Consider the following 17,796-nt stretch of genomic DNA (forward strand, 5'->3'; position numbering starts at 1 on the left):
GACGCCCGGCAAATTCGGTAGGCCCGCCGAACTGCGAGTTCAGTGGGTGTTAACCCGCCGTTCCACTGGCGGGTTCTACTTCGAGCCCTGGTTGGCGACGGCCGCGGCGCCGGCGGCTGCGGCTTCCGGATCCAGATACGTACCGCCCGCCACAACAGGTTTGAGGTCGCTGTCAAGGTCATAACGCAGCGGGATTCCGGTCGGGATGTTGAGGCCGATGACGGCTTCGTCGGACATCCCGTCGAGGTATTTCACCAGTGCCCGAAGGGAATTCCCATGCGCGGCGATCAGTACGGTTTTACCGGCCCGTAGGTCGGGGGCGATGGCGTTCTCGAAGTAGGGGACGAAACGGGCGACCACGTCGGCCAGGCACTCCGTCAGCGGTCCGCCGTCCACATCGGCGTAGCGCGGGTCGGCGTCCTGGCTGAATTTGCTGCCCCGTTCGATCGGCGGCGGCGGGGTGTCGTAGCTGCGCCGCCAGGCCATGAACTGCTCCTCGCCGTACTTGGCTTTGGTTTCGGCCTTGTCCAGGCCCTGCAGCGCACCGTAATGCCGCTCGTTGAGCCGCCAGTTGCGGTGCACCGGAATCCAGTGTCGGTCGGCTTTGTCCAGGGCGATGTTCGCGGTGCTGATCGCCCGGCGCAGCAGCGAGGTGTATAGCACGTCGGGCAACCGGTCGAGAGCCCCGATGAGTTCACCGGCCCGGGCGGCTTCGGCCCGGCCTTTGTCGGTGAGGTCGACGTCCACCCAGCCGGTGAACAGGTTGAGCGCATTCCACTGGCTCTCGCCGTGGCGCAGCAGGATCAGGGTGCAGTCACCGTCAGCCATAGCCGGAAGTGTCTCACGGCAACGGGCACTGTTTGTCAGGTTCGCATCGTCGTCTTTTGCGGCTTTGCCGTCTTGGGGCTAGTTGCCCGACTCGCCTTCTCCGGGTCCGCGGCCGGCATCGTCGTCGTCGATCAGATGCTCGAAGGCTTTGAGATTCTTCAGCGACTCCCCACGGGCCAACCGCCAGGCCCACTCTTTGCGGATCGAGGAGGCGAAGCCGAGTTCGAGCAGCGTATTGAAGTCGTTGTTGACCGCCTCGACCACTTGGCCCAGCACCCGGTCGATCTCGTCGGCGTTGATGACGTCCAAGGCGATGCGGCCGATCAAGTAGATGTCGCCGATGTTGTCCAGGGTGTAGGCAACCCCGTAAAGGCGACGGTTCCGCTTGAGGATGAACCGGTAGACGCCCTCGTGGTTCTCATCGGGCCGGCGGCAGACGAACGCCTCCACCCGCACCGAGTGCTCCCCGATGGACAGCAGGGTATTAGTGATCAGCTTGCGCTCACCGGGCAGTTCCACGATGAGTCCCGGCAGGCCGCCGTGGGCACCTTCATAGCGGGTGAAACTCAACCCGTGCTCGGCCAGTGTCTGCTCGATCTCCTCCTGCACACGCCGCTCGGTCTCGCGCGGGTCGGCGGCCGTCACGCGCGTACCCCTCGGCGCCTCGTCCAGCGGCGCACCGGCCGCCGACCGCTCTGCTCCCGCACCGAACGGTGGGTTCGACGGTAGTCGGCGAGGGCGCGGCCGTAACTGGCCAACAGGGCGTCGACGGTGTGGTCCCAGGAGAACCGGGCCGCATGGGCGACCGCCGCCATGCGCAGGGCGTCTGCGTCGGCATCGAGCAGCCCGGAGATCGCCTCGGCCCACTGGCGCGGGTCATGTCCGGCGACCAGGGTGCCGCTGCGGCCGTCATCCACCGCGACCGGCAGCCCACCCACCGCGGCCGCGACCACCGGCGTCCCGCAGGCCTGCGCTTCGACGGCGACCAGGCCGAAGGACTCCGAGTAGCTGGGCACGGCTACCAGGTCCGCGGCCCGGTAGACGTTGACCAGGTGCTCGCGGGCCTGCGGCGGCAGGAACGTCACCCGATCGGCGATACCGAGTTCGGCGGCCAGCCTCCGGAGGCTGTCCGGGGCGGCCAGTCCGTTGCCGGAGGCACCGCCGGCAACCACGACCCGCGCCGGGCCGGCCGGCGTCGTGGGCAGCAGCGCCGCCGCCCGAAGCAGGACATCGGGGGCCTTCAGCGGCTGTATCCGGCCGACGAATGCCACGACCGGTTCATCGGCCGGCAGCCCCAGGGCGGCACGGGCAGCCGCCCGGTCACCCGGGGTGAACATCTGCAGATCCACTCCCGGATGGACCACGTCGATCCGGGTGGGATCAGCGCCGTGCAGCGAGACTAATTGCCGCGCTTCGTCTTCGGTGTTGACGATGAGTCGGTCGGCTTCATCGACCACCTGTTGTTCACCGACGGAGCGCAGCGGCGGTTCAGGGGCGTCACCGTCGGCCAGTGCCGCGTTCTTCACCGCTGCAAGGGTGTGGGCGGTGTGCACCAGGGGAACGGCCCAGCGGTCGCGGGCCAGCCAGCCGACCTGACCAGAGAGCCAGTAATGCGAATGAACGATGTCGTAGTGGCCTGGTTCGTGGTTGGCCTCGGCACGCAGAACGCCGGCGGTGAAGGCGCACAACTGCGTCGGCAGGTCGTATTTGTGCAGACCTTCGAAGGGCCCGGCCACCACGTTGCGCACCAGCACCCCCGGCGCAACCCGGACCGTCGGCGGGTCGGCCGAGGACGTGGCCCGGGTGAAGATCTCCACGTCCACGCCGCGGGCGGCCATATGCAACGCGGTCTGCAGGACGTAGACGTTCATCCCACCGGCATCGCCGGTTCCGGGTTGGGCCAAGGGCGAAGTGTGCACCGACAACACCGCAACCCGACGCGGTAACGCACCGACATCGGCCAGGTCCCGGGGTTCCCGCACCCCACCATCATGCCCGACGTCGGCACCGGCCAGTGTCGCTGTGGCTAGAGTCGATGCGATGACCGCACTGCCAGACGCCCACTCGCGCGTCGCCGTGGTGACCGGTGCCAGTTCGGGCATTGGTGAGGCGACAGCGAGAACGCTTGCCGCCCAGGGTTTTCACGTCGTCGCGGTGGCCCGTCGCGCCGACCGGATCAAACGGCTTGCAGCCGAAATCGGCGGCACCGCCGTACCCGGGGACGTGACGGACGAGGCATCCGTGCAGTCCCTGGCACGACAACTGGAACGGGTCGATGTCCTGGTGAACAACGCCGGCGGCGCCAAGGGCCTGCAGTCGGTCGCCGAGGCGGACCTGGACGACTGGCGCTGGATGTGGGACACCAACGTCCTCGGCACGTTGCGGGTCACCCGAGCGCTGCTACCGGCCCTGATCGCTTCCGGAGACGGCCTGATCGTCACCGTCACCTCGATCGCCGCCTTGGAGGTGTACGACGGCGGCGCCGGCTACACCGCGGCCAAACACGCTCAGGGTGCGGTGCATCGGACGCTGCGCGGTGAACTGCTCGGAAAGCCCGTCCGACTCACCGAGATCGCCCCGGGTGCGGTGCAGACCGAGTTCTCCCTGGTCCGCTTCGGGGGGGACACCCAACGCGCCGATGCCGTCTACGCCGGTATCACTCCTCTGACGGCCGAAGACGTCGCCGAGGTGATCGGGTTCGTCGCCGCTCGCCCGCCGCACGTCAACATCGATCAGATCGTCATCCGACCCCGCGACCAGGCCAGCGCCAGTCGGTACCACCGACGGACTTAACCGCCGGTCCTACAGCGCGCAACCCACCAGCACCGGTTCGGGTGTCAGCGTCACCCCGAACGCCGCCCGCACGCCGTCTCGGACGGTGCGCGCCAACTCCAACACGTCGGCGGTGCTGGCTCCGCCACGATTGGTCAGGGCGAGGGCGTGTTTGGTGGACAACCGGCACGAGCCGGAACCGGGATAGCCCTTGCCGAACCCGGCCTGTTCCACCAGCCAGCCAGCCGCCAGCTTGACTCCGCCGTCGGCCGGGTAGTGCGGGACGGCCACCGCCGACTGATCGCGGATCGAGGCGAACTGTTGGTCGGACACCACCGGGTTGGTGAAAAAGGAACCGACACTCCAGGTGTCGTGATCCCCCGGGTCGAGCACCATGCCTTTAGCGCCGCGCAGCGACAGCACCGTCGCACGCACCCGCGCGGGGTCACTGCGGTCGCCGACCGCGACGCCGAGTGCGGAGGCGAGTTCGCCGTAGCGCACCGGGGCGGAGCGCCCGTGCGGGTCGAGGGTGAACTCCACCTCCAGCACGGTGGCATCAGCAGAGTTCTTCAGCACGCTGTGCCGGTAACCGAAACCCAACTCATCGGCGGGCACCCATTCCGCCTCGCCGCTGCGCCGATCAAGCAGCAAGACCCGAGTGATGCAGTCGGCCACCTCGACGCCGTAGGCGCCGACGTTCTGCACCGGGGTGGCCCCGGCCGAGCCGGGGATTCCAGCGAGGCATTCCAGCCCGCCAAGGCCGGCCCGCACCGCCTGGTCCACGACTGCGTCCCAGTCGGCCCCGGCCTCGGCCCGCAGCCTCGCGCCCTCGATGGTGACTCCGGCACTGGCCAGGCGCACCACGGTGAGATCGGTCAAATCGTCGGCCACCACCACGTTGGAGCCGCCACCGAGCACCAGAGCGGGCTGACCGCCGGAGTCCAGCGTGCGCAGCGTTGCGACGATCTGATCGGTACTGGCACAGGTGATCACACGACGGGCGACGGGGCCCACACGCAGCGTTGTCAACGACGCCAGGGCCACGTTGGTGGTGACCTGCGCTCCGCCGAAGTCCTCCTGTAGGGCCACGCCGGGTAACGGTAGCCTCAACCGCTATGCCGCGTTCGTTCGACATGGCCACCGAGTACGAGGGGACGGTGGAGCAGGTTCATGACGCCTTTCGCGATCAGCAGTACTGGATGGCTCGACTGGCCGCCTCCGGTGCCGACGACTGGACGCTGAACGCGTTTCACCTCGGCGGCGACGGCGGCGTTGACGTGGTAACCACGCAGGTGCTTCGCGCCGAACGGCTGCCGGGCGTGGTGCACCAGTTCCACAAAGGCGACCTAGAGATCCGGCGGGCCGAGACCTGGACCGGCTTGTCCGACGGCGCCGCCGAAGCCTCGGTGGCCAGCTCTATCGTGCGGGCACCGGTAAGCCTCAACGGCGACGCCAGCCTTTCGGCTTTCGGCGCAGGGGCGCGGCTGGTCATCCAAGCCGTCGTCGACGTCCGCATCCCGCTGGTCGGCCGCAAAATGGAGAAGTTCATCGGCACCCAGCTCATCAACCTGCTCAACACCGAGCAGGAGTTCACCACGAGGTGGATCGTCGAGAATCACTGATGGCACCGGCATCCTGAGCCACGGTTGATGCAATGCTGATTGAATGCCCCGCAGCATGACCTTCGACATCGACGTGGACCTGCCGGCCGCCAAGATGTACAGCCTGTTCACCAAGGTGGACTACTGGCAGGATCTCGTCGAGTACTACCGGGAGAACGCCGGACGCACCGAGATAGCGCACTTCTCCTCCGACGACACCGGGACCCACGTGTCATTCAGTCACATCATGACCTCGGAGGATTTGCCGCCGATCGCCCGGCCGGTGTTGCCGGGTACCTTCGTGGTCACCCGGGAGCAGCACTTCGAGCCGTTCGACGCACCGTCCAATAGTGCGCTGGGCCGTTACCTCGCGCACATTCCCGCCCCGGTCGAACTCACCGGCGACTACGTGATCACCGACACCGAACGCGGCAGCCGGATGCGACTGGAGAGCGTGTGTCGGGTGCGGGCGCCACTCATCGGCGGACAGATCGAGGGTTTGGTCATGGGCGGTCTGAAGATGCTCTTCAAAAAAGAAGGTGAATTCACCGCGGACTGGATTGTCGGCCATCGCTAGGACGCACCGGCCGGTCGGCATTCCGACCCGCGGTACCACCGGCACCAACCGGCTGCGGCGAGCCGACCGGTGGTTGGTGCACTCCCCCCGGGTGCTGGCGGCGTTGATCGCCGCCGAGACGCCGGTGGTGATCGACCTCGGCTACGGACGGTTGCCGGTCACCACCCTGGAGTTGGCGGACCGGTTGCGGTCGGTGCGGCCCGACGTGCGGGTGGTCGGCCTGGAGATCGACCCGGAGCGCGTTGCCGCGGCACATGATTACGCCGCTGCGGGCACCGAATTCCGGCTCGGCGGTTTCGAACTCGCCGGGTTGCACCCGGTTCTGCTGCGGGCGTTCAACGTGCTGCGCCAGTACCCCGAGGAGGCGGTGGCGGCCGCCTGGCGCACCATGCTGGACAACCTGGCACCCGGCGGGCTGCTGGTGGACGGCACCTGCGATGAGGTGGGCCGGCGCGGCTGTTGGGTGCTGCTGGACCGCGACGGCCCGCTGAGTTTGACGCTGGCCTGCGACCCGAAGGCCATCGAGCGGCCGTCGGACCTCGCCGAACGCTTGCCGAAGGCGCTTATCCACCACAACATTCCCGGCCAACCGATCCACGCTCTGCTCGATGCGGCCGACCGCGCATGGGCGGCGGCAGCAGGGCAGTCGGTATTCGGGCCGCGGGCCCGGTGGCGGGCGATGCTGGCGGGGCTGCGGGCGGAGGGGATTCCGGTCGAGGCCCAGCGGGGCAATCCCCGGGACGGGGTGCTGACTGTGCCGTGGGCGAGCGTCGCCCCACCCCCCACTGCCCCACCCCCCACTGCCCCACCCCCCACTGCCCCTCTGTGACCCCGGCGTCACGCTCGGCGCCGAGTGAGGGCGACTAGCCTAGGCAGCCATGCGAATCGCGCTGGCGCAGATTCAGGCCGGGACCGACCCGGCCGCCAACCTTTCGATCGTCGCCGACTACACCCGCCGCGCTGCTGAGGCCGGTGCTCGGCTGGTGGTGTTTCCGGAGGCGACCATGTGCCGGTTTGGCGTGGCCCTGGGCGAGGTCGCCGAACCGATCGACGGACGCTGGGCCGATGCCGTGCGTGGGATAGCCGGCGACGCCGGGATCACCGTCTTCGCCGGGATGTTCACCCCGACGCCCGATGGTCGGGTCACCAACACCCTGCTGGCGACCGGCGCCGGCGTTGAGGCCCGCTACGACAAGATCCACCTGTACGACGCGTTCGGGTTCGCCGAGTCCCAGACCGTCGCCCCCGGACGCGAATCGGTGGTCGTCGACGTCGGCGGTACCGGTGTCGGGGTGACCCTGTGCTACGACATCCGCTTCCCGTACCTCTACACCGAACTCGCCGACCGCGGCGCCGAGGTCATCACCGTCAGCGCATCCTGGGGGGACGGCCCCGGGAAGCTCGATCAGTGGACGCTGCTGGCCCGGGCCCGGGCGCTGGACTCCGGCTGTTTCGTAGCGGGGGCCGGACAGGCCTATCCCGGCTCGCAGGTGGCGGCCCAAGCTCCCACCGGAGTCGGCGGCAGCCTCGTGGCCTCTCCGCTGGGAGAGATACTCGCCGCAGCGGGCCCCGACCCGCAACTGGTGGTGTGCGATCTGGATCTGGGCGGCCTCCCGGCAATCCGCGAGACGGTTGGCGTGCTGCGCAATCGCCTCAGCCGCGATTCGTAAGGCACAATCGGCCGAGTGACGATCCCGCCCCCGGGTCAACCCCCAGGTCCCCAGTACCCGGGCCCGCCCCAGTACCCGGGCCCGCCCCAGTACCCGGGACAGAGTTTGCCGCCTCACCCATCGCCACCACCGGCCGCAGTCCCGGCACAGGGACCACCGACACAGGGACCACCGACACAGGGTTACGACGAACCGCCCACCCAGTACATCCCGCGCCCGGTCGAACCAGAGGAACCTCGCCGCGGACTATTCGGTGACCCGCTGTCGGTGGCACTGGCGCTGGTCATCGTGGTGGCGCTGGCGTTGGCGGCCTTATTGGGCGGGGAGTTCTACGCGCGGCACCGCGCCAACTCGATCGTCGCCAAAGCGGTCAGTTGTGTGGTGCAGGACAGCGCGACCGCATCGTTCGGGGTGCGGCCGTTCCTGCTGCAACATTTCACCCACCACTACCGGGATATGCGCGTGGAAACCGCGGGCAACCAGATCCGGGAAGCCAAGGGGATGAAATTGCAGCTGCGCCTCGATGATGTCCGGATGAACCAGAGCGCGGACTCAGCGGGCACCCTCGGCGCGCTGGACGCCGACATCACCTGGTCGTCGGAGGGAATTCAGCAGACAGTCTCCGGCATGATCCCGCTGATCGGCGGTCTGGTCAGCGGTGTCACCCCCGACCCGGCTGCGGGCACGCTGGAGGTGGTGGGGCCACTGGGAACCGTCACGATCAAGCCGGAGGTGGCCGCCGACGGCTTGGCCTTGCAGGTGCTGCAAGTGACCGGCCTCGGCTTCACCCTGCCCCGCGAGACGGTGCAGCCCGCGCTGGACGCGTTCACCGACCAGCTGACCAAGAATCTGCCAATGGGAATCCGAGCCGAAAGCGTGGGAGTCACCGACAGCGGGGTGACGGCGCGCTTCATCACGCGTGACGCGACGATCCCCAACGCCGCGCAGGATCCCTGCTTCGCAGGGCTCTAGCCAGCGCTCTCCAGTCAGCCCTTCTCCGCGCCGCCCGGGTTGCAGCCGGCCAGCACCATGGCGCTCTCATCAACTGCCGGACGCCACGCTTCAAGGTCCCAACTGGACTTGCCCGGCTCGGCGAACTCGGCGAAGCGCCAATGGCACAGGAACTGGGAGCGCATGCTCGCGGTATCGGCGTCCGGGGCCAGTGCCAGGACCTCAGCCCACGCCTCATTCGTCTGCGCTCCGGTCTTGCCGAAGTCACCGGCGACGTCCCGGCCGGCCGAGGTGGGATAGACCCGTAGCGTGGGCAGGCCGTCGTAGCTGACCCACCGAACGGAATCGATGTAGGGCGGCGGCGTTCCGGCATCCGCCGACGCGGCGGCCGGATACGTCATGCAGCAGGCCGCTGCCGCGGCGAGTGCCGCGATCGGCTTCCCGATCAGCGGGACTTGCCCTGAACGTCGAGGAGTTTGGGCCGCACGTCGGCCAGGTAGACACCGGCCGCGACCGCGGCGATCACCGACCCCGTCACACCGAGAACCAGTGACAGCAGGCCCGACACGCCGAGGATGCCCAGCCACACCGGCTTGGTGAGCTTGTCGACGGCAGTGTAGGCATCCGGGCGCTGCATCGCGGCGTGCACGAATGCGTACACGACGGCCGCCAGCACCACCCAGGACAGGACAGAAAGAACGAGACCCGCCACACCTTGAAGCATCACGGCTCCAAGGGTAGGCGGGTCTCGTCCTAGCGTCGAACTAGAGGCTTACTTCTGGGTGACCTTCTTGGCCGGAGCCTTCTTGGCCGGAGCCTTCTTGGCGACCTTCTTGGCAGCAGCCTTGGCCGGAGCGGCCTTCTTGGCAGCAGCCTTCTTGGCCGGAGCGGCCTTCTTGGCGACGGCCTTCTTGGCCGGGGCATCCTTGGCCGGCAAATCGACGCCGACCAGCTTGGCGGCGCGCTCGCCGACAGCGCGGGTCTGCGCCGAGACGTTGCCCAGGGCTTCCTGGGTCAGCTCGACGGCCTGGTCGACGTAACCCTCGACGCGGTCGGCAGCCTCCTTGAACTCCGGCTGACCCTTGAGCCGCTCAAGAGCGGCCTCGCCGCGGGCGATCAGGCTGGTGTAGGTCTCGGTGGCGTCGACGAGGAACTCGTCGGCCGCCTTGCGCAGCTCGTCAGTGGTGAGCCGACCGCGCAGCTCCTCGGTCCGCTTGGGCAGCTCTTCCTGCAGACGGGTCAGCGCAGCACGCCGATCGTCCATGCGGTCGCCGGCGACCTCAGCGCGCTCGCGCAGCGTGATAACGATCTCATTGACGGTGGCCAGCGCCAGGTCAGCAGCACCGACCGCAGCTAGCAGCGGAGCCTTGAGATCTTCGATGGTGTTCTCGTTCTTGTTCTTCTTAGCCATGGGGCCGTTTTCCTTTCGGTGTTCTCGTGGAGCTTTCGGTTTTTCAGTCATGCCGCAAAGATGTCCGCGTTACTCAGCCGGCGGCTCCCCTGCGTTATCGGCAAGCGGGTCTACCTGGTTCTGTTGACAGAACGATGTGTAGATGTCGAGCAGGACGCGCTTCTGCCGTTCGCTGATCGCGGCGTCACCGATGATGGCGTCGTGCACCTGGCTCGGCTGCCCGGGCTCGAGAATCCCAGCCCGCACATAGAGGACTTCCGCCGACAGCCGAAGCGCCTTGGCGATCTGGCTCAGCACTTCCGCAGACGGCTTGCGCAGCCCCCGCTCGATTTGGCTGAGGTAGGGGTTGCTCACTCCGGCCCGCTCGGCGAGTTGGCGTACCGAGACCTGGGCGGCCTCCCGCTGGGTGCGGATGAAGCTGCCGATGTCCTGGGCGGCGTTACTCACCACGGCGGCGAGGTCTGACTCTTGAGCCGTCATTCGCCTCCTCGCGGGAACGGTTGTCGTTTGCATATGAGATAACCGTACCCGTTAGTGCTAACAATTGCAAGCACTAGCTAGCGCAGGTCAGAAGAGGATTTGCGCCACGGTATAGATCACCAGGCCGGCCAGCGCGCCGACGACGGTCCCGTTGATGCGGATGAATTGAAGGTCGCGACCGACATGCAACTCGATGCGTCGGCTGGCCTCCTCGGCGTCCCATCGTTCGATGGTCTCGGTGATGATCGTGGTGGCCTCGCTGCCGTACTGGGTCACCAGATGCTGAGCTCCGCGCAGGATCCAGTCGTCGACCTTGTCGCGCAGTTCGGCGTCATCGCGCAGCGACTCCCCGATCCGGACCACCGAGTCCGCGATCCGTCCGCGCAGCGCACTCGAGGGGTCGTTGACACCGTCGAGCATCAGTCGCTTGAGGGTCTTCCAGGCAGTTTCCGCGGCGCGGGTCACCTCGTCGCGCTCCATGAGTTGTTCTTTGACCGTCTCGGCCTTGGAGATGGTGGACGGATCGTTCTGCAGGTCATTGGCGAACTCGAACAGAAAGCGGGTGGCCGACTGGCGCAACTCGTGGTTGGGGTTGCGGCGCACCTTGTCGGTGAAGTCCATCAGCTCGCGGTGAATGCGGTCCCCGACGAGATGGTCGACGAACTTCGGAGACCAACTGGGCGAATCACGCAGCACCACCCGCTCGATGGTCGGCCCGGCGTTGAGCGCCCATTCGAAGGCCCGATCGGCCAGCAGCTGGATCAGCGCCTCCTGGCGGTGCTCCACCAGTAGCTGGTTGAGCACCCGGCCGACCGGCGGACCCCATTGCGGCTCGGCGAGCCTCTTGACGATGGTGCGGTCGATGGCTTGCTGAATGTCCTCGTCGTTGAGTAGTTCCACGCCGACCCTCAGCACCGTCGCGGCCTCCTCGGCCACCCGCGCCGCATGGTCGGGCTCGGCCAGCCACTTCCCCAGCCGGCTGGCGATCTCGGCATCCCGCAGCTTGGTCTCGACCACCTCCGGGGACAGGAAGTTTTCCCGCACGAAGGTTCCGAGCCCTTCGCCGAGCTGGTCCTTCTTGCGTTTGATGATGGCCGTGTGCGGGATTTTCAGACCCAGCGGATGCCGGAACAGAGCGGTGACGGCGAACCAGTCGGCCAGCGCGCCGATCATGCCGGCTTCGGCGGCGGCGCCGACGTAGCCGAGCCAGCTGGGGCCCCCCTGGGACATTCCCCATCGGCAGGCCAGGAAGATGACGGTGGCGCCGATGAGGAATCCCAGCGCCACCGCTTTCATCTGACGCAGGCTGCGCGCGCGCTCGGCATCCGCCTCCGGGTCGGCGCCGACGAAGGATTCAGCAAACGAACCGCGCGCCGCGGGAGGATGCGGATGGGTTGCAAGCCGGTGTTGGGCAGCCACGTCACCATCATCCGCTATTTCGGCTCGACGGCTGTCCCCTATTCGCCAGCAGCAGAGCGCTGATTAGTGTGACCGGCCGTCACAACTTTCCGGCACATCGCCGGTAGACTCCAGCCGAGGAGATCGGGATGGAGCCGGCAAAAGTGACTCAGTCAGGACTCGGGGCACCGGAGATGGTGCACACCATCAAACCCGGCATCGCACCCAAAACCCCGAAGACAGACGGGCGCAAACGACGCTGGCACCAGCACAAGGTGGAACGGCGAACCGAGCTGGTCGACGGCGCACTGGACGCCATCCGCCGGCAGGGACGTGATGTCAGCATGGACGAGATCGCCACCGAGATCGGCGTGTCCAAAACCGTGCTGTATCGCTATTTCGTCGATAAGAACGATCTCACCACCGCGGTGATGATGCGCTTCGCGCAGACCACGCTGATCCCGAATATGGCTGCCGCGCTGTCGTCGAACCTGGACGGTTACGACCTCACCCGGGAGATCATCCGGGTCTACGTCGACACCGTGGCAGCCGAACCCGAGCCGTACCGCTTCGTGATGGCCAATTCCTCGGCGAGCAAGAACAAGGTGATCGCCGACTCCGAGCAGATCATCGCCCGGATGTTGGCGGTCATGCTGCGCCGCCGGATGCAGGTCGCGGGCATGGACACCCGCGGCGTGGAACCGTGGGCGTTCCTGATTGTCGGCGGTGTCCAACAAGCCACCCACTCATGGATGTCCAACCCTCGGATGAGCACCGATGATCTGATCGACTATCTGACAATGCTGTGCTGGAGCGCGCTGTGCGGCATCGTCGAAGTGGGCGGTTCGCTGGACCGGTTTCGGTCCGATCCGCACCCTTCACCTGAGGTCCCCGCATTGCGGCCCGCAACGACGCTTTAGTCTCTAGTCTTCGGCCATGGCCGAGAAGAATTCGCGCGAGAAGTCCGCACTGCGAGAGAAATCCCTGTGGACCCACCACCCCTCGGAGGCGCTGCGTTTCCGCCCGGGGAACAAGGTCAGCGAGATCGAAACCAACACCAGCCCTGGTTTCACCGGCAACCGCGACGACGCCGAGGCTGTCACCGCTGAGCGTGGTGAGCACTTCGCCGAGTTGCAGGAGATGCTCTACGCCAACGGCCGGGAAGGTGACCACCGCTCGGTGCTGCTCGTGCTGCAAGGCATGGACACCGCGGGCAAGGGCGGCATCGTCACCCACGTGGTCGGTGCCGGGAACCCGATGGGCATCGACTACCACAGCTTCGGCAAGCCCACCCCGGAGGAGCGCGCACACCATTTCCTCTGGCGGATCAACAAGGCACTCCCCCGGGCCGGGCACATCGGCGTGTTCGACCGCTCGCACTATGAGGACGTCCTGGTGGTCCGGGTGCACGAGTTGGTGCCGCCCGATGAACTGGAGGGGCGCTACGACGAGATCAACACCTTTGAGTCCGAACTCGTCGAGGCGGGCACCAGCATCGTCAAGGTGGCTATGTTCGTCTCACTCGAGGAGCAGAAGGCGCGGCTCACCGAGCGCCTCCAGCGGCCGGACAAGTTCTGGAAGTACAACCCTGGAGATCTCGACGAGCGCAAGCTGTGGCCGGGCTACCAGGAGGCCTACCAGGTCATGCTGGACCGGACAAACACCGATCACGCGCCGTGGTTCGTGCTGCCGTGCGACAAGAAGTGGTATGCCCGACTGGCGGTCACCGAACTGCTCATCGAGGCCCTGACGGCCATGGATTTGTCCTGGCCGCCAGCGGATTTCGACGTCGAACTGGAGCGAAAGCGGGTGGCTGAAGCCTGACCGGGGCTCAGCCCTTCACCAGGGTGAACTGACCGATGTTGGTGACGCCGCGGCGGAAGAAGTCGGCGCAACCGGTCAGGTACTTCATGTACTTGTCGTAGGTCGCCTCGTCGGTGATGGCGATGGCCTCGTCGCGCTTGGCCTCCAGGTTCGCCGCCCACATGTCCAGCGTCCGGGCGTAGTGCGGGCGCAGCAGGTGGACGCGCTCCAGAGTGAAGCCGGAATCGGCGGCGAGTTTTTCGATGTCCTCAACCGCCGGCAACTGGCCGCCCGGGAAGATCTCGGTGCCGATGAACCGCATGAACTTCAAATCGCTGATGGTCAGCTTGATTCCGTTGTCCCGGAAGAATTTCTGGGTGTGCGCCAGGATCGTGTGCAGCAGCATCCGGCCGTCGCTGGGCAGGATGTCATAAGCACGTTCGAAGAACACCGGATACCGCTCGGCTTTGAAGGCCTCGAAAGCCCCGATGCTCACGATCCGGTCGACGGAGTCGTCGAACTCCTCCCAGCCCTGCAGTCGGACCTCGATGGATCGGTTGGTGTCCAGCTTGGCCAGCCGCTCCCGGGCGAACTCAGACTGCGCCTTGCTCAGCGTGATGCCGATAACGTTGACGTCGAACTTCTCCACGGCGCGTTCCATGCAGCCGCCCCAGCCGCATCCCACATCGAGCAGCGTCATACCGGGTTCGAGGTTGAGCTTGCCCAGCGCCAGATCGAACTTGGCGTTCTGGGATTCCTCGAGGTTCATATCGTCGCGCTCGTAGTACCCGCAGGTGTATCCCATGGTGGGGCCGAGCCACAGCGCGAAGAAGTCGTTGGAGACGTCGTAGATGGACTGGGACTCCTCGTAGTAGGGAGTCAGGTCCGAGTCGACGTTCGTCATTCTGCCGCTACCCTTCAGAAATATCACCGGCCGCCGGCCGGCTCACCCGTCCAAGCGCACCCGTTAGGGTAGCCCAACTGGCCTGACGATTGCACATTCCAAGCGGTCAGCAGGCACATCAGTACGTGTAGAAGCCCTGCCCGGATTTCTTGCCCAACCGTCCGGCTTCCACCATCCGCAACAACAGGGGGGGCGGGCCGTAGTGGGGCTCTTTGAACTCATCGAACATCTTGTCGGCGATCAACTTCAAGGTGTCCAGGCCGATCAGATCGGACAGCCGCAGCGGGCCCATCGGGTGCGACAACCCGGCAACCACCGCCTTGTCGACATCCTCGACGGTGGCCACCCCGGACTCGACCATCCGGATCGCAGACAGCAAGTAGGGCACCAGCAGGAAGTTGACCACGAACCCCGACCGGTCCGAGCAGCGGACGACCTGCTTACCCAGCACCGACTCGGCGAATTGCTCGGTTCGGGCCGCGGCCTGTGGGCTGGTGGCCAACGTGGTGACCAGTTCAACCAGCGGCAGCACCGGCACGGGGTTGAAAAAATGCAGCCCAAGAACCCGGCCGGGGCTCTTGGTCGCCGCGCCGAGCTTCATAATCGGAATGCTGGAGGTATTGGAGGCCAAGACCGCGTCGGGGTCGGTGATGATCTCGTCCAGCTGGCTGAAGATCCCGGCTTTGACGTTCTCGTCCTCGACCACCGCCTCGATGACGAGCTGGCGGTCGGCCAGATCCGACAACGTGGTGGTGAACCGCAGCCGATCGAGGGCGCCGTCGCGCTCCCGCTCGGTGATCTTGCCGGAGCTGACCCCGCGTTCCAACGACTTGACGATGCGGTTGCGGCCCGCGGTGACCAACGCCTCGGTGGTCTCGAAGACCGTGACGCCCACCCCCGCGCGCGCACACACCTCGGCGATCCCGCCGCCCATCTGGCCGGCGCCGATGACGCCGACCCGCTCGATCGAAGCTGAACTCATCGCATCCCTCTCTCCCAGAGCTGCCGGACCTTTAGCGCGAGCAGACGCAAACTCGAGTGCCTCAAATGTGCGAGTTCGCGCCTGCCCGGCAGCTGGCCGTCGCTTAGTGGAACTGGCCCTCTTCGGTCGAGCCCGCCAGCGCGGTGGTCGACGAGTTCGGGTCGACCGTGGTGGCGATCCGGTCGAAGTAGCCGGCACCGACCTCACGCTGATGCTTGGTGGCGGTGTACCCGCGCGCCTCGGCGGCGAACTCGCGCTCCTGCAATTCGACGTAGGCGGTCATCTGGTTGCGGGCGTATCCATAGGCCAGATCGAACATCGAGTAGTTCAGCGCGTGGAAGCCGGCCAGCGTGATGAACTGGAACTTGAATCCCATTGCGCCGAGCTCCTTTTGGAACTTGGCGATGGTGGCGTCGTCGAGGTGCTGCTTCCAGTTGAACGACGGCGAGCAGTTGTAAGCCAGCAGCTGATCCGGGAACTCGGACTTGACGCCTTCGGCGAACTTCGCCGCCAGTTCCAGGTCCGGGGTGCCGGTCTCCATCCAGATCAGGTCGGAGAACGGTGCGTAGGCCCTGGCGCGGGCGATGCACGGCTCGAGGCCGTTTTTGATGTGATAGAAGCCTTCGGAGGTGCGCTCGCCGGTGACGAACGGCTGGTCGCGCTCGTCAACGTCAGAGGTGATCAGGGTGGCGGCCTCAGCGTCGGTGCGAGCGATCACCACAGTCGGGACGTCAGCGACGTCCGCCGCGAGTCGCGCAGCCGTCAACGTGCGGATGTGCTGCTGGGTGGGGATCAGCACCTTGCCGCCGAGGTGGCCGCACTTCTTCTCCGAGGCCAACTGATCCTCCCAGTGCGAGCCGCCGACACCTGCGGCGATCATCGCCTTCTGCAACTCGTAGACGTTGAGCGCGCCACCGAAACCGGCCTCGCCGTCTGCGACGATCGGCACCAGCCAGTTGTCCACCGAGGTGTCACCCTCGACCGCGGCGATCTCGTCAGCGCGCAGCAGGGCGTTGTTAATGCGGCGCACCACCTGGGGCACCGAGTTGGCCGGGTAAAGGCTCTGGTCGGGGTAGGTGTGGCCGGAGAGGTTGGCGTCGCCGGCGACCTGCCACCCGGACAGGTAGATGGCCTTCAATCCGGCCCGGACCTGCTGGACCGCCATGTTGCCGGTCAACGCGCCAAGGGCGTTGACGAAGTCGGAGTTGTTGACCTGGTCCCAGAGGATCTCCGCGCCGCGGCGGGCCAGGGTGTGCTCCTCGACGACGGTGCCCTGCAGCGCGACGACCTCTTCGGCGGAATAGGTCCGGGTGATGCCCTTCCACCGCGGGTTGGTGGCCCAGTCCCGCTGGATGTCCGCCGCGCTCCTGGGCTTGCCGACGCTGGAAACCGACATGATCTCTCCTTCGTATATCGACCGGGCGCGCACTGGAATGCGAACCCCTGCCCCCCTTAGCTGCTGTGCTAACGCGACCCTTACACATCGAATATCCGCAGGTCAAAACGTTGCCATTTGCCAACTTTGGCAACTCAGCGCCGTTAACTTGCAAAGATTGCGAAGATCGGCTGCCGGTGTTGCGGGCCCGTCGTCAGCCCTCAGTTGATTGCGCAGGTCAACCGCAGTGGGGCCGATCCGCGGCGACTCACAGCGGAAAGATCGCCGCGAGCGCCTTGACCTCGTCACCGACGAGGTATGTGAGCGTTCTAACAGTGCGGTCGGTGAGTTTGGGTCCGAATTCGTCGGTGGAGCCGGCGGGATAGACGTGGAGCAGAATTTCCAGTTTCTCGCCGTAGGCGATGGCGGCATCGTGCTCGATCGCCACCCGCAGTGGAGCCTCGAGCAGTTCGGGGTGCGGAGCAAGGAACTCCTCGACGACTTTCCAGTACACCGAGTTGTTGACGTGGTCGAACAGATCGATGTCGCTGACCCGGATCGGAAATTCGCGGATCTCGTCGGCGTCCTCCCGTGACCCCGGCTTCAGATAGGACTTCCACCGCACCCGGTCGACGGAGGTGGTCTTCAGCAGCGCTTCCATGAAGTCGTCGGCGATCCGGGCTGGGGTCTGAGTCTCACGGTTGAAATTGATCCAGAACGCCTCGGTTTCGATGAGGCCACCTTTGCGGCCGTCGATGCGCACCCGCATCTCACACCACCGGTTGGATGCACCGGAACACCACCGGCGCAGGCGCAACGTGTCCTGGAACTCGATGGGCCGGATCATGTCCACCATCGTGCGCCGGACGATCCACAGCGGATGGGTGTCGTTGTGCCCCATCTCGCGCAGGTGATCCTGGCCGATGTCCATGATGTGTCGCGTTGCGGCATCCATCCGGAGCCGGCCAAGCCGATCGACGTCGGCGGGGCGCAGCGGCCACTGCCGGTCAAACACGTCGGGGTGCGGATCAGGCACAGGCATCA

21 protein-coding genes are annotated in these 17,796 nt (G+C 66.4%); 8 read left to right on the plus strand and 13 right to left on the minus strand.

The genetic code is table 11. From position 1 onward, the window contains the following. Positions 1–75 precede the first annotated feature (75 nt). The 3 genes from ADBZ5N_RS00350 to mshA all read right to left on the minus strand — a co-directional run bounded on the left by ADBZ5N_RS00350 (position 76) and on the right by mshA (position 2,810). Positions 76–828: a phosphoglyceromutase gene (locus ADBZ5N_RS00350; RefSeq protein WP_526255490.1), complete on the minus strand. Its 753-nt coding sequence runs from the start codon at positions 826–828 to the stop codon at positions 76–78. A gap of 78 nt (positions 829–906) precedes the next feature. Then, positions 907–1,473 carry a YbjN domain-containing protein gene (locus ADBZ5N_RS00355; RefSeq protein ID WP_526255491.1) on the minus strand — a complete coding sequence of 189 codons (567 nt, stop codon included), beginning with the start codon at positions 1,471–1,473 and terminating at the stop codon, positions 907–909. Continuing rightward, positions 1,470–2,810 carry a D-inositol-3-phosphate glycosyltransferase gene (mshA, locus tag ADBZ5N_RS00360; protein ID WP_526255492.1) on the minus strand — a complete coding sequence of 447 codons (1,341 nt, stop codon included), beginning with the start codon at positions 2,808–2,810 and terminating at the stop codon, positions 1,470–1,472. Before mshA ends, ADBZ5N_RS00355 begins: the two co-directional genes overlap by 4 nt. Before the next feature lie 58 nt (positions 2,811–2,868). On the opposite strand from mshA, the gene ADBZ5N_RS00365 reads away from it, so the two are divergent. Continuing rightward, positions 2,869–3,621 carry an SDR family NAD(P)-dependent oxidoreductase gene (locus tag ADBZ5N_RS00365; protein WP_526255493.1) on the plus strand — a complete coding sequence of 251 codons (753 nt, stop codon included), beginning with the start codon at positions 2,869–2,871 and terminating at the stop codon, positions 3,619–3,621. A gap of 9 nt (positions 3,622–3,630) precedes the next feature. Here ADBZ5N_RS00365 and ADBZ5N_RS00370 read toward each other — a convergent pair whose 3' ends face one another. After that, positions 3,631–4,689 (minus strand): UDP-N-acetylmuramate dehydrogenase, encoded by a 1,059-nt coding sequence (locus ADBZ5N_RS00370; protein WP_526255494.1) that lies wholly within the window; start codon positions 4,687–4,689, stop codon positions 3,631–3,633. A gap of 26 nt (positions 4,690–4,715) precedes the next feature. On the opposite strand from ADBZ5N_RS00370, the gene ADBZ5N_RS00375 reads away from it, so the two are divergent. Genes ADBZ5N_RS00375 through ADBZ5N_RS00395 form a run of 5 tightly spaced genes read left to right on the plus strand, consistent with a single transcriptional unit; the run spans position 4,716 to position 8,420 of the window. Further along, positions 4,716–5,222: a DUF2505 family protein gene (locus ADBZ5N_RS00375; RefSeq protein ID WP_526255495.1), complete on the plus strand. Its 507-nt coding sequence runs from the start codon at positions 4,716–4,718 to the stop codon at positions 5,220–5,222. Positions 5,223–5,265: 43 nt separating this feature from the next. Next, on the plus strand, positions 5,266–5,778 hold the full coding sequence (locus tag ADBZ5N_RS00380) for a DUF2505 family protein (RefSeq protein ID WP_526255496.1): 513 nt from the start codon (positions 5,266–5,268) through the stop codon (positions 5,776–5,778). Then, entirely contained in the window at positions 5,741–6,607 is an 867-nt protein-coding gene (locus ADBZ5N_RS00385; RefSeq protein ID WP_526255497.1) for a class I SAM-dependent methyltransferase, read from the plus strand. Before ADBZ5N_RS00380 ends, ADBZ5N_RS00385 begins: the two co-directional genes overlap by 38 nt. 49 nt (positions 6,608–6,656) lie before the next feature. Then, a complete protein-coding gene (locus ADBZ5N_RS00390) occupies positions 6,657–7,448 on the plus strand; it encodes a carbon-nitrogen hydrolase family protein (protein ID WP_526255498.1) in 792 nt (263 codons plus the stop codon). A gap of 21 nt (positions 7,449–7,469) precedes the next feature. Further along, the gene (locus tag ADBZ5N_RS00395) at positions 7,470–8,420 is read left to right on the plus strand and encodes an LmeA family phospholipid-binding protein (RefSeq protein ID WP_526255525.1); all 951 of its coding nucleotides are present in this window, start codon (positions 7,470–7,472) and stop codon (positions 8,418–8,420) included. A gap of 14 nt (positions 8,421–8,434) precedes the next feature. Here ADBZ5N_RS00395 and ADBZ5N_RS00400 read toward each other — a convergent pair whose 3' ends face one another. From ADBZ5N_RS00400 to ADBZ5N_RS00420, 5 genes are all read right to left on the minus strand, one after another. Continuing rightward, the gene (locus ADBZ5N_RS00400; RefSeq protein ID WP_526255526.1) at positions 8,435–8,845 is read right to left on the minus strand and encodes a DUF2599 domain-containing protein; all 411 of its coding nucleotides are present in this window, start codon (positions 8,843–8,845) and stop codon (positions 8,435–8,437) included. Further along, entirely contained in the window at positions 8,845–9,126 is a 282-nt protein-coding gene (locus ADBZ5N_RS00405; RefSeq protein ID WP_526255499.1) for a DUF2516 family protein, read from the minus strand. The genes ADBZ5N_RS00400 and ADBZ5N_RS00405 overlap by 1 nt, the downstream gene beginning before the upstream one ends. Before the next feature lie 45 nt (positions 9,127–9,171). Further along, positions 9,172–9,810: a heparin-binding hemagglutinin gene (locus ADBZ5N_RS00410; RefSeq protein ID WP_526255500.1), complete on the minus strand. Its 639-nt coding sequence runs from the start codon at positions 9,808–9,810 to the stop codon at positions 9,172–9,174. A 69-nt stretch (positions 9,811–9,879) separates the two neighbouring features. Further along, positions 9,880–10,290, minus strand: coding sequence for a helix-turn-helix domain-containing protein (locus tag ADBZ5N_RS00415; protein WP_526255501.1), 411 nt, complete (start codon positions 10,288–10,290; stop codon positions 9,880–9,882). Positions 10,291–10,377: 87 nt separating this feature from the next. Beyond that, positions 10,378–11,709 carry a DUF445 domain-containing protein gene (locus ADBZ5N_RS00420; RefSeq protein WP_526255502.1) on the minus strand — a complete coding sequence of 444 codons (1,332 nt, stop codon included), beginning with the start codon at positions 11,707–11,709 and terminating at the stop codon, positions 10,378–10,380. 173 nt (positions 11,710–11,882) lie between these two features. Here ADBZ5N_RS00420 and ADBZ5N_RS00425 point away from each other — a divergent pair, with 173 nt between their 5' ends. Further along, the gene (locus tag ADBZ5N_RS00425; protein WP_526255527.1) at positions 11,883–12,608 is read left to right on the plus strand and encodes a TetR/AcrR family transcriptional regulator; all 726 of its coding nucleotides are present in this window, start codon (positions 11,883–11,885) and stop codon (positions 12,606–12,608) included. A gap of 16 nt (positions 12,609–12,624) precedes the next feature. After that, entirely contained in the window at positions 12,625–13,512 is an 888-nt protein-coding gene (locus ADBZ5N_RS00430; RefSeq protein WP_526255503.1) for a polyphosphate kinase 2 family protein, read from the plus strand. A 7-nt stretch (positions 13,513–13,519) separates the two neighbouring features. Here the strand turns inward: ADBZ5N_RS00430 and ADBZ5N_RS00435 are convergent, their stop codons facing one another. The 4 genes from ADBZ5N_RS00435 to ADBZ5N_RS00450 form a co-directional block, all read right to left on the minus strand. Continuing rightward, entirely contained in the window at positions 13,520–14,395 is an 876-nt protein-coding gene (locus ADBZ5N_RS00435) for a cyclopropane mycolic acid synthase family methyltransferase (RefSeq protein WP_526255504.1), read from the minus strand. Between the two features lie 118 nt (positions 14,396–14,513). Beyond that, the gene (locus ADBZ5N_RS00440) at positions 14,514–15,377 is read right to left on the minus strand and encodes a 3-hydroxyacyl-CoA dehydrogenase family protein (RefSeq protein WP_526255505.1); all 864 of its coding nucleotides are present in this window, start codon (positions 15,375–15,377) and stop codon (positions 14,514–14,516) included. Between the two features lie 103 nt (positions 15,378–15,480). After that, positions 15,481–16,773, minus strand: coding sequence for an isocitrate lyase (aceA, locus tag ADBZ5N_RS00445; RefSeq protein ID WP_526255506.1), 1,293 nt, complete (start codon positions 16,771–16,773; stop codon positions 15,481–15,483). A 247-nt stretch (positions 16,774–17,020) separates the two neighbouring features. After that, positions 17,021–17,794: an acyl-[acyl-carrier-protein] thioesterase gene (locus tag ADBZ5N_RS00450; protein WP_526255528.1), complete on the minus strand. Its 774-nt coding sequence runs from the start codon at positions 17,792–17,794 to the stop codon at positions 17,021–17,023. Between the last annotated feature and the right edge of the window lie 2 nt (positions 17,795–17,796).

The organism is Mycobacterium sp. (genome assembly GCF_044370595.1).
GTDB lineage: Bacteria > Actinomycetota > Actinomycetes > Mycobacteriales > Mycobacteriaceae > Mycobacterium.

Coding starts and splice junctions, on each gene's coding strand:
- aceA (WP_526255506.1), bottom strand. CDS start 16,773: ATGTCGGTTTCCAGCGTCGGCAAGCCCAGGAGCGCGGCGGACATCCAG.
- ADBZ5N_RS00380 (WP_526255496.1), top strand. CDS start 5,266: ATGCCCCGCAGCATGACCTTCGACATCGACGTGGACCTGCCGGCCGCC.
- ADBZ5N_RS00410 (WP_526255500.1), bottom strand. CDS start 9,810: ATGGCTAAGAAGAACAAGAACGAGAACACCATCGAAGATCTCAAGGCT.
- ADBZ5N_RS00430 (WP_526255503.1), top strand. CDS start 12,625: ATGGCCGAGAAGAATTCGCGCGAGAAGTCCGCACTGCGAGAGAAATCC.
- ADBZ5N_RS00415 (WP_526255501.1), bottom strand. CDS start 10,290: ATGACGGCTCAAGAGTCAGACCTCGCCGCCGTGGTGAGTAACGCCGCC.
- ADBZ5N_RS00365 (WP_526255493.1), top strand. CDS start 2,869: ATGACCGCACTGCCAGACGCCCACTCGCGCGTCGCCGTGGTGACCGGT.
- ADBZ5N_RS00450 (WP_526255528.1), bottom strand. CDS start 17,794: ATGCCTGTGCCTGATCCGCACCCCGACGTGTTTGACCGGCAGTGGCCG.
- ADBZ5N_RS00350 (WP_526255490.1), bottom strand. CDS start 828: ATGGCTGACGGTGACTGCACCCTGATCCTGCTGCGCCACGGCGAGAGC.
- ADBZ5N_RS00390 (WP_526255498.1), top strand. CDS start 6,657: ATGCGAATCGCGCTGGCGCAGATTCAGGCCGGGACCGACCCGGCCGCC.
- ADBZ5N_RS00440 (WP_526255505.1), bottom strand. CDS start 15,377: ATGAGTTCAGCTTCGATCGAGCGGGTCGGCGTCATCGGCGCCGGCCAG.
- ADBZ5N_RS00375 (WP_526255495.1), top strand. CDS start 4,716: ATGCCGCGTTCGTTCGACATGGCCACCGAGTACGAGGGGACGGTGGAG.
- ADBZ5N_RS00425 (WP_526255527.1), top strand. CDS start 11,883: ATGGTGCACACCATCAAACCCGGCATCGCACCCAAAACCCCGAAGACA.
- ADBZ5N_RS00435 (WP_526255504.1), bottom strand. CDS start 14,395: ATGACGAACGTCGACTCGGACCTGACTCCCTACTACGAGGAGTCCCAG.